This window comes from Sphingobium sp. 22B (assembly GCF_001580035.1).
Classification (GTDB): Bacteria; Pseudomonadota; Alphaproteobacteria; order Sphingomonadales; family Sphingomonadaceae; genus Sphingobium; species Sphingobium fuliginis.
Genome location: NZ_LTAB01000037.1, coordinates 37,425 through 51,035 on the forward strand (window position 1 = coordinate 37,425; position 13,611 = coordinate 51,035).

Annotated in this window: 12 protein-coding genes and 1 tRNA gene; 5 read left to right on the plus strand and 8 right to left on the minus strand. The window is 65.1% G+C overall.

The window, feature by feature from the left end; all coding sequences use genetic code 11:
• Nucleotides 1-394 precede the first annotated feature (394 nt).
• From A0J57_RS22365 to A0J57_RS22395, 7 genes are all read right to left on the minus strand, one after another.
• Entirely contained in the window at nucleotides 395-1,750 is a 1,356-nt protein-coding gene (locus A0J57_RS22365; protein ID WP_061940329.1) for an ATP-binding protein, read from the minus strand.
• A complete protein-coding gene (locus A0J57_RS22370; protein WP_025551099.1) occupies nucleotides 1,747-2,466 on the minus strand; it encodes a response regulator in 720 nt (239 codons plus the stop codon). Before A0J57_RS22370 ends, A0J57_RS22365 begins: the two co-directional genes overlap by 4 nt.
• 73 nt (nucleotides 2,467-2,539) lie before the next feature.
• Nucleotides 2,540-3,190 carry an EF-hand domain-containing protein gene (locus A0J57_RS22375; protein WP_061940331.1) on the minus strand — a complete coding sequence of 217 codons (651 nt, stop codon included), beginning with the start codon at nucleotides 3,188-3,190 and terminating at the stop codon, nucleotides 2,540-2,542.
• 174 nt (nucleotides 3,191-3,364) lie between these two features.
• Nucleotides 3,365-4,582 carry an argininosuccinate synthase gene (locus tag A0J57_RS22380; protein ID WP_061940333.1) on the minus strand — a complete coding sequence of 406 codons (1,218 nt, stop codon included), beginning with the start codon at nucleotides 4,580-4,582 and terminating at the stop codon, nucleotides 3,365-3,367.
• Between the two features lie 160 nt (nucleotides 4,583-4,742).
• Nucleotides 4,743-5,681: a hypothetical protein gene (locus A0J57_RS22385; protein WP_101756471.1), complete on the minus strand. Its 939-nt coding sequence runs from the start codon at nucleotides 5,679-5,681 to the stop codon at nucleotides 4,743-4,745.
• Nucleotides 5,682-5,860: 179 nt separating this feature from the next.
• On the minus strand, nucleotides 5,861-6,055 hold the full coding sequence (locus A0J57_RS22390) for a DUF4169 family protein (protein WP_061940335.1): 195 nt from the start codon (nucleotides 6,053-6,055) through the stop codon (nucleotides 5,861-5,863).
• A 27-nt stretch (nucleotides 6,056-6,082) separates the two neighbouring features.
• Nucleotides 6,083-6,156, minus strand: a tRNA-Gly gene (locus A0J57_RS22395).
• A gap of 110 nt (nucleotides 6,157-6,266) precedes the next feature.
• Here A0J57_RS22395 and A0J57_RS22400 point away from each other — a divergent pair.
• The 4 genes from A0J57_RS22400 to A0J57_RS22415 all read left to right on the plus strand — a co-directional run bounded on the left by A0J57_RS22400 (nucleotide 6,267) and on the right by A0J57_RS22415 (nucleotide 11,665).
• A complete protein-coding gene (locus A0J57_RS22400) occupies nucleotides 6,267-7,181 on the plus strand; it encodes a LysR family transcriptional regulator (RefSeq protein ID WP_061940337.1) in 915 nt (304 codons plus the stop codon).
• A 127-nt stretch (nucleotides 7,182-7,308) separates the two neighbouring features.
• A complete protein-coding gene (locus A0J57_RS22405; protein WP_061940339.1) occupies nucleotides 7,309-9,423 on the plus strand; it encodes a TonB-dependent receptor in 2,115 nt (704 codons plus the stop codon).
• A 106-nt stretch (nucleotides 9,424-9,529) separates the two neighbouring features.
• Entirely contained in the window at nucleotides 9,530-10,645 is a 1,116-nt protein-coding gene (locus A0J57_RS22410; RefSeq protein ID WP_044661376.1) for a DUF47 family protein, read from the plus strand.
• Between the two features lie 18 nt (nucleotides 10,646-10,663).
• Nucleotides 10,664-11,665 (plus strand): inorganic phosphate transporter, encoded by a 1,002-nt coding sequence (locus tag A0J57_RS22415; RefSeq protein ID WP_044661375.1) that lies wholly within the window; start codon nucleotides 10,664-10,666, stop codon nucleotides 11,663-11,665.
• A 61-nt stretch (nucleotides 11,666-11,726) separates the two neighbouring features.
• Here A0J57_RS22415 and A0J57_RS26700 read toward each other — a convergent pair whose 3' ends face one another.
• The gene (locus A0J57_RS26700; RefSeq protein ID WP_007682549.1) at nucleotides 11,727-11,894 is read right to left on the minus strand and encodes a hypothetical protein; all 168 of its coding nucleotides are present in this window, start codon (nucleotides 11,892-11,894) and stop codon (nucleotides 11,727-11,729) included.
• A 123-nt stretch (nucleotides 11,895-12,017) separates the two neighbouring features.
• Here A0J57_RS26700 and A0J57_RS22420 point away from each other — a divergent pair, with 123 nt between their 5' ends.
• Complete coding sequence (locus A0J57_RS22420) at nucleotides 12,018-13,433, plus strand: short-chain fatty acyl-CoA regulator family protein (RefSeq protein WP_025551113.1); 1,416 nt, start codon at nucleotides 12,018-12,020, stop codon at nucleotides 13,431-13,433.
• Nucleotides 13,434-13,611: the final 178 nt, after the last annotated feature.

The following is a 13,611-nucleotide window of genomic DNA, read 5'->3' on the forward strand; positions in this document are numbered from 1 at the left end:
CATTCCCCCTCCCGCAGGCGGGAGGGGGTTAGGGGGTGGGCTGGCGCGGCATCTGCGCTGTTTTGCAACGGCCAAGTCAGAAGCTCGCTACGCTCGCGCCCATCCCTAACCCCTCCCGTTTACGGGAGGGGAAGGTCCTGAATTGGCCAATTTCCAGCCTTTCTGCTCCCGACCTTGCGCCAAGCCCCCCGCAGGAGCATGTGACCCAAGCGCAACAGGCTCCTGACAAAATATCCTATTTCCCCGACATGACCCAGTTCGGCCTGTCCTATTGTCCGCCGGCCGGCCTATCGCCCACCCCTCTTTGAAACGTCCGACGTATTGCGCGACGCGCCTACGCGCGCCCGGGCACGCGCGCGCATACACTGTGAACTTCGGCTGAAAATCGCCGTTTTCAGGCCGGCAGGACCAGACTCGCTTCCAATCCGCCCTGTGCCCGGTTGGCGAGCTTCAGCGCGCCGCCATGTTCGGTCATGATCGCCCGAACCAGCGCCAGCCCCAGGCCGGCCCCGCCAGTGTCCCGATTGCGCGAGCCCTCCAGCCGGGTGAAGGGCTCCATCATCTCTTCCATCCGGTCTTCCGATATGCCGGGTCCATCGTCCGCCACGATCAGCCGGATGGTGCCATCCTCTCTTTCGACCGAGACATGAGCCCGCTCGCCATAGACGATGGCATTCTCGATCAGGTTGCGCAGCGCGCGGCGAATCTGTTGCGGACGCACATTGGCGACCGCGCGATCGCTGTCGGCCAGATCGACCGGGGACCCGAGTTCCAGAAAATCCTCGACCACGGCGTCCGCCAGCGCCGACATATCGACCTTCTGCCGGGCTTCGCTGCTGCGACCCGCGCGGGCGAGCGAGAGAATATCCTCCAGCATCCGGTTCATCTCGTCGATCGTCTCGGACATGCGGGCCCGCTCGCCCTCGTCCTCCACCGATTCGGCGCGCACGCGCAGCGAGGCCAGGGGCGTGCGCAGATCATGGCCGATGGCGCCCAGCATCCGGTCCTTTTCGTTCAACATCGCAAAGATGCGGCTGCGCATCGCGTTGAAGGCTATGGTGAGCTGCCGCACGTCGCCGGGGCCGCGTTCCTCCACCGGGTCGGCCGATCCGGTGCGGGCGAACTGCTCCGCCGAAAGGGTCAACTGCTTCAACGGCCGCGCCAGCCTGCGCCCGACCCAGAGCAGCGGCAGCAGCACGATCGCGTAGAGGATCAGCGTCTGCCCCACCAGCCATCCGCCGAAGCGGGGCGGCCGGTCCCCGATGCGCGTCTGCGTCAGCGCCCATTTGCCCGGCTGATATTCGACCGCCATCGCCAGACGCGTCATATGCACATGATCATGCCTGCCGCCGGCCGCGCGCATGCGGAAATTGTCCCAGCGCCGCAGCGGCAGCAGCTGCGGCTGTTCGGCCGCACGGATGGAGCGGACCGAAAGGCCGACATCGTCGAACATCGCCCTCGCGCGGCGCTCGACGTCCGGCCGGGCTTGCCCCGGCAAGGGCGGGGCAGCATTCAGGAAGCGCACCCTTCCCCGCCGATCCGCCTCGTCGCCGCCGCGCCGGTCCGGCCGGTTGTCGAGCGCGTCGACGATGCGATAGACGCCCGGCGCGGTCTGCGCGGTCAGCTCGATCCGTTGGCGCTCGCGCAGCAGCAGGGTGAAATTGATCGCCTGCGCCACGAACAGCGCCAGCGCGACGAGGATGATGATCTGGCCGACGACGCTCTGCGGCCAAAGGCGCAGCCGCCTCACAGCTTCCGCACGTCCGCGGACAGGGTGTAGCCGCCGCCCCAGACCGTCTTGATGAGGGTCGGGTTCTTCGGGTCCGGCTCTATCTTCTTGCGCAGGCGGCTGATCTGGTTGTCGATCGCCCGGTCGAAGGCATTGGCCTCCCGCCCCTGGGTGATGTCCAGCAACTGGTCGCGGCTCAACACCTGATTGGGCCGGGTGGCGAAGGCCAGCATCAGATTATATTCCGCCGTGGATAGGGGCAACGCCACCCCCTCGCCGTCGACCAGCGTGCGTTCCTGCGTCTTGAGCAGCCAGTTGGCGAAGGCATAGGTTGCGCCATCGGGGGCCGTGACCCGCTGCCCGCCGGTCGCGACGCGGCGGAAGATCACCTTGATGCGGGCGACCAGCTCGCGCGGGGAAAAGGGCTTCAGCACATAATCGTCCGCGCCCATTTCCAGCCCGACGATACGGTCCGTCTCCTCCGATTTCGCAGTCAGCAGGATCACCGGAATCTCGCTGGTCTCACGGATGTGGCGGCAGAGCGACAACCCGTCCTCGCCCGGCATCATGATGTCCAGGATCACCAGGTCGATGGCGTTGGCGTTAAGGCGCATCCGCGCTTCCGACGCATTTTCGACGGCCGTCACGCGAAAGCCGTTGCGGCCGAGATATTGCGCCAGCGGCTCACGGATCGAGCGCTCGTCGTCGACGAGCAGCAGATGGGGTCGTTCGCTCATGGTCCGGTTCTTGTCATGGCTGGATGCGGGTGGGAAGGGCGAAGGCGCGCAATCGACGCCTTCACCCCTGCCCTCAATTGGCGGGCGGCGGCCCCTTGCGGTCGCGCCAGCCGTCGCGGAAGGCCTGCCGCGCCGCCTTCATCTCATCGGCGGTCACCTTGCCGTCATGATTGGCGTCGGCCTTGTCGAACATGGCGAGCGGGCGGGCCATGAATTCGGCCTTGGTGATGGTGCCGTCCTTCTTCATTTCATCGCCCGGACCGCCGCGCATGCCCTGTGCCCCACCATACTGTCCACCACCATGCTTTCCCCAACCGCGATGGCCCCAGCCATGGCCGTCCGGCCCGCCGGGCTTGCCCATGCGGTCGTGCATGCCGTCCCGGCCCTGATGCCCGGCGGCAAATTCCGCCTTGCTGATCTGGCCGTTCCTGTCGGTATCGAGCGCCGCGAAACGCTCATCTAGCCGCTGCTGACGGAGGATGTCGCGATCCGCCTGGTCGAGCTTGCCATCCTTGTTGGCGTCCAGCCTGGCGAAGCGGGCTTCGAGGGCGGCGGTCAGTTCCACCTTTGTGACGGCGCCGTCCTTGTTGGCGTCGGCCATCATCAGCATGCCGCCGCCACGCGGTCCGGCGGTGTCGTCCTGAGCGAAAGCAAGGTGCGAGGCAGCAAGCCCGCCGACGAACAGCGAGCCCAGCGCCACCGTGGTCATGAATTTGCGGATCATGGAAATCTTCCTTCAAAGCGTCTGTCACGAACGGCGCCCTGCCGTCCTTGCAGATGCTTATCGGGGAGTTTTGTCCCGCAATTTTGTCACGTCACCCGATAAAATGTCGCAATTTGTATCGGGCGGAGGCTTGGCTTCGGTTCCAAACCTCCTTCGCGGGAACGACAATCAAATTCAACGATCTCGGCGTCCCAGCAGACGCAGGCGAAGCGCGTTCAGCTTGATGAAGCCCGCCGCGTCGCGCTGGTCATAGGCGCCCGCATCGTCCTCGAAGGTCACGACCTTCTCGCTGTAGAGCGAATAGGGCGACTTGCGGCCGACGACATAGACGCCGCCCTTGTAGAGCTTCAGGCGAACCGTGCCGGTCACCTTCTCCTGGCTGAAGTCGATCGCCGCCTGCAGCATCTCGCGCTCGGGCGAGAACCAGAAGCCGTTATAGATGAGTTCGGCATAGCGCGGCGCCAGTTCATCCTTCAGGTGCGCGGCCCCCCGGTCGAGCGTCAGTTGCTCGATCCCGCGATGGGCGAGGTGGTAGATGGTGCCGCCCGGCGTCTCATACATGCCGCGCGACTTCATGCCGACGAACCGGTTCTCGACCAGATCGAGACGGCCGATGCCATGCTTGCGCCCATAGTCGTTGAGCGTTTCCAGCAGGGTCGCGGGCGACATGCCGACGCCATTGATCGCCACGCCGTCGCCGCGCTCGAAATCGATGGTGATATATTCGGGCGCATCGGGCGCATCCTCCGGATTCACCGTGCGCGAATAGACATAGTCCGGGGTTTCTTCCCACGGATCTTCCAGCACCTTGCCCTCCGAAGAGGTGTGCAGCATGTTCGCGTCCGTCGAGAATGGGCTTTCGCCGCGCTTGTCGCGGGGGATCGGAATCTGGTGCTTCTCAGCGAATTCGATCAGTCTGGTGCGGCTGGTGAGGTCCCATTCGCGCCAAGGCGCGATCACCTTGATGTCGGGCGCGAGACCGTAATAGCCAAGTTCGAAGCGCACCTGGTCATTGCCCTTGCCGGTCGCGCCGTGGCTGACGGCATCCGCCCCGACCTGCTTGGCGATCTCGATCTGCCGCTTGGCGATCAGTGGCCGGGCGATGGACGTGCCGAGCAGGTAAAGCCCTTCATAAAGCGCGTTGGAGCGCATCATCGGGAAGACATAGTCCTTCACGAATTCCTCGCGCAGGTCATCGATGAAGATATGCTCTTCCTTGACGCCCATCAGACGCGCCTTGGCGCGGGCGGGCTCCAGTTCCTCGCCCTGTCCCAGATCGGCGGTGAAGGTCACCACCTCGCACTGGTAGGTCTGTTGCAGCCATTTCAGGATCACGCTGGTATCCAGCCCACCTGAGAAGGCAAGAACGATGCGGTTGATCTTGTCGGACATGGGCAACTTTCCTTGAAGCGGGCCTGGGCGGCCATGCAATTACCGGCGGGCCGGTATCAGGCCGGGCGATCCAAAGCAACCGCAACGGCGGAACTATCGCATGACGAAGGGGATGCCGGTCGGAACCGGCATCCCCTTTCCTCAAGGAATGGAATCGGGCTCAGCTCGTCCGCGGCTTGAAAACGCTGTCGCGGCGCCGGTCGGAACCGAAACGATAGACCGTCTGCGTGGCCGCAGGCGCGGGCCTGGCGGATACTGGCGGCGCTGGCATGGTTTCCTCCGCCGCCGGGGTCGCCGCCTGCTTCTGCCGCTGCGCGAGGAGGAATTTTGCGCGGGTCATGCGCTTGGCGTGGGTTCGGAAAGGGTTTTCCGGGCTTGGCGGTGCAGCCACCATCGCTTCCAAGCTGCTTTCCTCCTCGCTCCGCGCAGGAGCAATCGCGGGCGGCGGCGTCATCAGCGGCATGGCGGGAGTAGGTTCCGCAGGCATGGGCTGGATCACCTCGCCCTCCCAATGCCCCTCGCCTTCCCACTGCTCCTCACGACGCTTGCGCCTGCGCAACAGGGCAGCGCCCGCGAGACCCGCCATCAGCAGCGAGCCGCCGCCCAACGCCCAAAGCAGCGCGGGATCGATCCCGGCTTGCGACGGAGGAACCGGCGCCGGCCTGACAGGAGCGGCGGCGGCTGGCGGAGCGGCCGCCTGTACAGGCGCCGGGACAGGCGCTTCGCTTTGTACCGGGGCCGTAGCGCGTTGCGGGGACGCGACAGGCTCGGCCCGCGCTGCGGTTCGGGTCGCTGGCCTTGGTGCGCGCCGCTCCACCGGAGTCGCTACCGCAGTCTGCGCCTTCTCCTCCGCCTGCGATGCCGCGATGGCGGCATCCAGCCGCTGTTCGACCGAAGGCGTCGATTGAACCACAGGCTGGGCGGGCGCAAATGCCGGAGCGGACGAAGCCGGCGGTTGCTCCGGTTCCGCGGCTGGATTGACAATCACCGGCTGGCTCGGCGGCACGATGGTCTGCGCGAGCAGCGGAGGCGAACTGAAAGCCAGAACAGCGGCAATCGCGGCCCTGGCGGGGCGAAGTGAGCGAATGTTTCCAGTCATAGCCATGATCAAACCCGCCAGCCTCGCGATTCAGCGCAAAGCCTGAAGGCTATTCCCGATCAATCGAGCCAAAGGGCCGACGAAATGATCAGAACATGGCCAATATGAACATTTGTTCATTTTAATGGATGATGTTTTAGACTTTATATTCTTGCCTGTTGTTCAGAATCAGCGATCTATTATTGGAGACTATCATCCCTATTGTCACGGCGCGCGCCTTCGATCAGCCGCCTGTTCCGTTCTTCTTCCGCTGACTGCGCCAGACGTTCCGCCTTGGTGCGGCCGAATTTGACGCGATTGCCCTGCGCCTGGCGTTCCTTGTCCGCCCGAGTCTTCGCCTTGCGCGCCTGTCGTAGATTGACGATGTCGCCCATGGGCGTGGACGGGCCTCCATGAGGGGATGGAGCGGGTAGCGGGGATCGAACCCGCATCACAAGCTTGGAAGGCTAGTGCTCTACCATTGAGCTATACCCGCCCGTCAGGCTGAGCGCCCTGCCATCTTTGGGCGGCCTTCGTCAATATGCCAAAGCGATATTCACCCAATATCGGCCTTAACCCCGCGCGATATTTGCACTATCAGGGGCCATGGCCACGCCTTCCCTGCGCCAGTTGGATATATTCGCGCAGATGGTGGCATCGGGCAGCCTCTCGCGCTGCGCCAGCGATCTGGGGATCACACCCGATGATGTCGCGCGCGATCTGGCCTCGCTGGAGCTGCGTCTGGGCTACCGCCTCTTCGACGATCTTGCCGGCGCCCCCCGCCTGACCGCCGCCGGCCGGAAAACGGCGGAGGCCATGACCCTGTTGTCGCAGGATCAGCCGGAAAACTGGGGGGTCGATCAGGCGGACGGCATGATCCCCGCCGCCCCTCCGTCGGAATCGGCGCCATCGCGGCAAAGCATCGTCCTGGCCGCGCCCGCCCCGGTCTTCGGCCATTTCCAGGAAGCGCTGGCCGCGTTCGAGGCCGCGAATGACGACATCGCCATCACGCTCGACCTGACGATCCACCTGGCCGACGAAGCTGCCTGGGCGTTCCGCCGGGGAAAGGCCGACATCGCCTATTTCTACGCGTTGGGCGAGACGGATGAGCCATCCTCCCGCTATGGCTGGTCGGAGCAGATCAACCTCTATGCCGGCGCGGAGCATCCGCTCGCCCGCCGCGACAGCGTTGCGACCGGAGAGCTTGCCGCCATGCCGACATTGGCGATGGAGCCGCGCAACGGCCTGCGGCGGATCATCGACGAGGCGCTGCTGCGCGGCGGCGTCCGGCTGGGCGATCCGGTGCTGGAAACCGACAATCTGTTCGACATCATGACCATATTGCGCGAAGGGGCGGGCTGCTTCGCCGCCTTCGGCCCCCTCGCCCGCGATCTGGGCCGGATGACCGGGATCAGGCGGATCGCGCTCGAACGTCCGCTCCCGGCCATCGAAGTGCGGCAGGCTCTCCGCCCCGAAAGCCCGGCCGCGGCTGCCGCGCTGGCGGAATTCCTCTTTCTCTGATCGTCCGCTGCGACTGGCTGAGCCGATTTCGCGGGCAAGCGATCGATCCCGCGCCAAGCAGTATTGATATGCTATATCATTTCAGATAGGAGAGCGCATCTCCTCCCATTGAAGGATGACGAACCGAATGTATCGTTCCGCACTGTTGCGTGCCGGTTGCGCCTTTTCCGCATTGTCTGCCGCCCTTCCCGTCTTTGCTCAGGACGCACCTGCCGACGCGGCGCCCCAAGCCTATCATGATCAACGAGCGGACATCGTCGTCACCGCCATCATTCCACGCCGGCAGGGCGATATTCTTTCAGGAACGTCGGTCGTATCCGGCGAAGAACTGACCCGGGCGCTGCGCCCCACCATCGGCGACACTCTGGCGCACCAGCCCGGCGTCTCGGCAACCTCCTTCGGTCCCAATGCTTCCCGCCCCGTGCTGCGCGGCTTCCAGGGCGAGCGCGTGCGCATCCTGACCGACGGCATCGGCAGCTTCGACGTGTCGAACACCTCCGTCGACCATGCCGTGGCGATCAACCCCCTCACCGCCGACCGGATCGAGGTGCTGCGCGGCCCTGCGGCTCTGCTCTACGGCTCCTCGGCCATTGGCGGCGTGGTCAATGTGATCGACAGCCGCATCCCCCGCCGCGTGCCGGACGAACCGATCCACGTCGACGGCATCGCCACCTATGGCAGCGCAGCCAATGAACGCACCGGATCGGGCGAGATCGAGGCCCCCATCGGTGACAAGTTCGTAGTCCATTTCGACGGCAGCTATTCCAAGAGCGGCGATCTGGACACCGGCACCTATATCCTGACCCCCGCCCTGCGGACCCAGGCGAATGCCAGCAGCGACCCGGAAATCCGCGACCTCGCCACCCTGCGCGGCAAGTTGCCCAACAGCGCGGCGCGGACATGGGAAGTGGCGGGCGGCGCGGCGCTCATCACCGATGGCGGCAATCTGGGCTTTTCGGTGGCGCATACCGACAATTTCTACGGCGTGCCGGTCCGCTATTCGCTCGATCCCGATGGCGAAGCGGAAAAGGTGCGGCTGCACATGAAGCAGGATCGGGCCGACCTGCGCGCCGAACTGCCCGTCAATGGCGGCTTCCTGGAATCGATCCGCCTGCGCGCGGGCTTCGCCGATTATCAGCATCAGGAGATAGAGGAGACGGGCGAGGTCGGCACGACATTCTACAACCAGTCGATCGAATCCCGGCTGGAACTGGTTCAGGCCAGGCGCGGCGGCTGGGACGGCGCGATCGGCGCGCAGTTCTTTGCACGCAACTTCCACGTGGTGGGGGAAGAAAAATTCCTGCCGCGCAACGAGACGGAGCAACTGGGCTTCTTCACGCTGCAATCCTTCGACCTCGGCACCACCCGGGTCGAGCTGGGCGGGCGTTATGAACATACGCGGGTCGGGGCCGATGCGGACGAGACGCTGCTCAATCCCGCCTATCATCGCAGCTTCAATGCACTTTCCGGTTCGCTGGGGATCAGTCAGGAACTCGCTCCGGGCTGGCGGGTCGGGTTGAACCTGTCCCGCACGGAGCGCGCTCCTGCGGCCGAGGAGCTGTTCGCCCGCGGCAACCATGCCGGAACGCAGGCCTTTGAACTCGGCAATCCCGATTTCGGGCTGGAAAAGAGCTGGGGCGTCGAAGGCACGCTGCGCGGCCAGGGCAATGGCTATACCCTCTCGCTTTCCGCCTATCACAACTGGTTCGACGGCTATATCTACGATACGCTGGCCGACGACAGCGTCTGCATGGCCGCCAATGGCGGAGAACCGCTGGATTTCCCCTGCTACCAGAATCTGCAGGCGAATGCCCGCTATCTCGGCTTTGAGGCGGAAGGCACGGTGAAGCTGGGGCAGATCGGCGGCTATGCCCTCAACCTGGATGGCGTGGCCGACTATGTGCGCGCCACCATCGTCGGATCGGGTCCGGCGCCGCGCATACCCCCGCTTCGCCTGCTGGGCGGCGTGGAATTGCAGGGCGGCCGGCTGAGCCTGCGGGGCGAGGTCGAGCGCAGCTTCGCCCAGAACCGCATCGCGGACACCGAAACGCCGACCGGCGGTTTCACGCTGGTCAACGCCTCGCTCTCCTTCAAGCCGCTCAAGGGCAATGACCGGACCACCATCACCCTTTCCGCCAACAACATCTTCGATGTGGAGGCGCGGCGGGCGGCCAGTTTCCTGAAGGATTACGCCCCCCTGGCGGGACGGGACATCCGCCTGACGGCCCGCCTGTCGATCTGATAACCTGGTTGATTGCGCAATGTGACGATTTCGTTACAAGGCGCGGATGGACCAGGGGTGGGCGAAACTCGATCGGATGCGCCGGCGGGCGTATAAGGGCGGCTGAATGCGTCAGATCGCCGCCCTTCCCTATTCGACCGGCCCCGACGGGTCGATGCGTATCCTGCTGATCACCTCTCGCGATACGCGGCGATGGGTGATTCCCAAGGGCAATCGCATCAAGGGCATGGCCGGCCACCGCGCCGCAGAGCTGGAGGCTTATGAAGAGGCGGGCATTCACGGCATTGCCTGCCCCGCGCCGCTCGGCCGCTATCGCTATGACAAGAAACGGCGGCGGGGCGACACGAAAGAGGCGACGGTCGAGGTTTTCCCGCTTGCGGTGACGGGCCAGTTGTCGCAATGGCCCGAACAAGGGCAGCGGGAACTGCGTTGGTTCCCCGTTGCCGAAGCTGCAAAGGCTGTCGACGAACCCGATCTGCAATCCATCATCGCCGCTTTCCGCGAACCGCCCCGGGACCCGGGCCTGTTCGTGCGGACGTTGCTGCGGGTCAAGGAATGGCAAAGCGAAAGGACTGGAATGCTGCGCTGGTTTCACGCGCTGATGCCCAAGCAAGGGCGCTTTTTCGAGCAGTTCGAGGATCATGCCGCGACTTTGGTCGCCGGTGCCGATGCGCTCGCCAAGCTGCTGAAGGGCGGGCCGGACATCGACGCCCACATCAAGGAGATTTCGGACCGGGAGCATGAGGCGGACGACATCATCCGCGAAGTGCTGCAGGATGTGCGCCGCATCTTCGTGACGCCGTTCGACCGCAGCGCCATTACGGGGCTGATCGGGGTGATGGACGACGCGATCGACCAGATGAACCAGACGGCGAAAGCCATCGCGCTGTTCGAGGTGAAGGAATTTCCGTCGCAGATGCAGGACATGAGCGCCCTGATCGTCGAATGCGCGCGGATCACGGCGGAGGCGATGCCGCTGCTGCGGTCGCTGAACCTGAATTCGGCGCGGCTGCATGACCTGACCGAACGGCTGGTGAAGCTGGAGGGGCATGCCGACATCCTGCATGAGGCGGGGCTGAAAGCGCTCTACAACCAGGCGCGGCAGGGCAATCCGATGGATTTCGTCGTCGGCAACGAAATCTACAGCCATCTGGAGAAGGTGACGGACCGGTTCGAGGATGTCGCCAACGAGATTTCCGGCCTGGTCATCGACCACGCCTGATCCGGCCAGAGCAGATAGATGGAAGCCCATATCGCCTTTCCGCTGCTGATCGCGCTGATCGGGGTCGCGCTGCTGTTCGATTTCCTGAACGGGCTGCACGACGCCGCCAATTCGATTGCGACCATCGTGTCGACGCGGGTGTTGAAGCCGCAATATGCGGTCGCCTGGGCGGCGTTCTTCAACTTCATCGCCTTCCTCTTCTTCGGGCTGCATGTGGCGGAGACCGTGGGCAAGGGCATTGTCGATGCCAGCATCATCGATCCGGCGGTGATTTTTGGCGCGCTGATGGGGGCCATCGCCTGGAACCTCATCACCTGGGGGCTGGGCATCCCCTCCTCCAGCAGCCATGCGCTGATCGGCGGATTGCTGGGCGCGGGGACGGCCAAGGCGGGACTTTCCGCCGTGGTGTGGAGCGGGGTGTTCAAGACCAGCGCCGCCATCGTGCTGTCGCCCGCCATCGGGCTGGTGCTGGCATTGCTGCTGGTGCTGGTCGTGAGCTGGATTTTCCGGCGCTTCACGCCGCAGGGGGCGGACCGGGTGTTCCGCAAGATGCAGCTTGTGTCGGCGTCGCTCTATTCGCTGGGACATGGCGGCAATGATGCGCAGAAGACGATGGGGATCATCGCGGTGCTGCTCTATTCGCAGGGCATGCTGACGGGCGGGTTCCACGTGCCCTTCTGGGTGGTGCTGAGCTGTCAGGCGGCGATGGGCCTTGGGACGCTGCTGGGCGGGTGGAAGATCGTCCACACCATGGGGTCGAAGATCACGCGGCTGACGCCCGGACAGGGATTTTGCGCGGAAACCGGCGGGGCGCTGACGCTGTTCCTGGCGACGCATCTGGGCGTGCCGGTGTCGACGACCCACACCATTACCGGCGCGATCGTGGGCGTCGGGGCTTCGCGGCGGCTGTCGGCGGTGCGGTGGAACGTGGCGTCGAGCATCATCGTCGCCTGGGTGGTGACGCTGCCGGCGGCGGCGGTGATCGGCGCGGCCTTTTACGGGCTGACGCGGCTGTTCTGACGGGAAAAGGGCGCGGTCGGTTTTTCCGCCGCGCCCTTCCCTCTCCTGAACCCTGAAACGCTCAGCTCACCCGGCCGAGGCGGTGGTAGAGATTGGCGTATTTGACAGATTCCGGCTTGTCCTGAACCTCGCGCAGATAATGGGCGATGGCGGTTCGGATCAGGCCGAAATCCTCCTGGGAGAAAACCGCGCGGGAGCGGGCGGGCTGGGGTGCTTCGGTCGTTTCCATGGGTCTTCCTTTCCGTTGGGATGACGCATCAAACCATGAACGAGTCGGTCAATGAAGGCCGATTAGTGAAGCGGTGTCATGCGGTGACTTGTTCATATTGTCATTTTTTGACATAGTGACAGTATGGCGGATGACCGGAAACTCTATTTGGGGCCGAAGCTGCGGGTTTTGCGGCGGGAGCTGGGGCTGAACCAGACGCGGATGGCGGAGGAACTGGGGGTGTCGCCCAGCTACCTCAACCATCTGGAGCGCAACCAGCGGCCATTGACGGCGCAGATGCTGCTGCGGCTGGCCAATGTCTATGACATCGACATTCGCGATTTCGTCGCCAGCACGCAGGAAGGGGCCGCCAGCGCGCTGGGGGAGATATTGTCTGACGCGCTGGTGCGCGACATCGGCATCGCCCGCGACGAAGTGCTGGAGGTCGCGGAAAATTATCCGGGGGTGAGCGAGGCGATCGGCCGATTTTACCGGGCGCTCAGCGATTTGCGGCGCCTGCCGGAGCAGGTGGCGTCCGGACTGGCGGGGGCGCCGGGGAGCGTGGCGCCGCTTCATGCGCCGCTCGACTGGCTGCGCGAGACGATCGCGCGGGCGGGCAATCATTTCGCGGAACTGGATGCGGCGGCGGAGTCGCTGGCGGGGGAACTGGGCGACGATCCTTCCGCCTTGCAGGCGGGCATCCGGGCGCGGCTGAAGGAGCGGCATGGCATGGCCGTGCAGATCGTGCGGGAGGATGTGCTGGCGGGAACGCTGCGCCATTATGACATGCACCGGCGGCGGCTGTTGCTGAGCGAGCGGCTGGCCTCTTCGGGGCGGCTGTTCGCGGTGGCCTATCAGCTTTGCGCGCAGGAACTGGCGGACGCGATAAGCGGGCAGGTGGCGCGGGCGGGGCCGCCGGACGAGGACAGCCGCCGCCTTGCCGGGATCGCGCTCACCAACTATGCGGCGGCGGCGCTGATCATGCCCTATGACCGTTTCGCCAAGGCGGCGGAGCAGAGCCGGCACGACCTGCCGCTGCTGCGGGCGCGCTTCGGCGTGTCGATGGAGCAATTGGCGCACCGGCTGACCAGCCTGGGACGGACGGGGGCGCGGGGCGTGCCCTTCTTCATGGCGAAGGTGGACCGGGCGGGCATCGTGTCGAAGCGCTTCGACGGGGAGGCGTGGCCCTTTGCGCGGCTGGGGGGCACCTGCCCGCGCTGGGACGCGCATGAGGGGCAGGCGCCGGATGCGGTGCATACGCAACTGATCGAGACGGTGGACGGGCGGCGCTTCGTCAGCCTGACGGTGGGATTACCCAAGGAGGGCGGCGCGCGGGGGCGGTCGGTGATCGCGCTGGGCTGCGAGGCGAAGCATGGGGCGCGGATCGTGCATGCCGACGGGATCGATCTGGAGAAGGGCGCGGCGACCGGGGTGGGGCCGACCTGCCATCTGTGCGAGCGGCGGGGGTGTCCGGATCGCGCTTTGCCGCCGGTGACGCGGGCGCTGGATCTGCATGGCTATGAGCGGACAGTGGCGCCGTTTCCGTTTCGGCGGGTTTGAGGATTCCAAGGGAGGCTGAGCTATCAATCCCCATTAGCATCGTGCGAAAAAGTGGGAGCCGGTTTTCCGCTCAAAATGATACGACTACAAAACTTGGAGCGCGCGAACCGCGTCCGATTTGACGCAGCGCGCTCCAGCTTGGGATGATCGCCATATCCTGTACATTGCCCTGCTCACC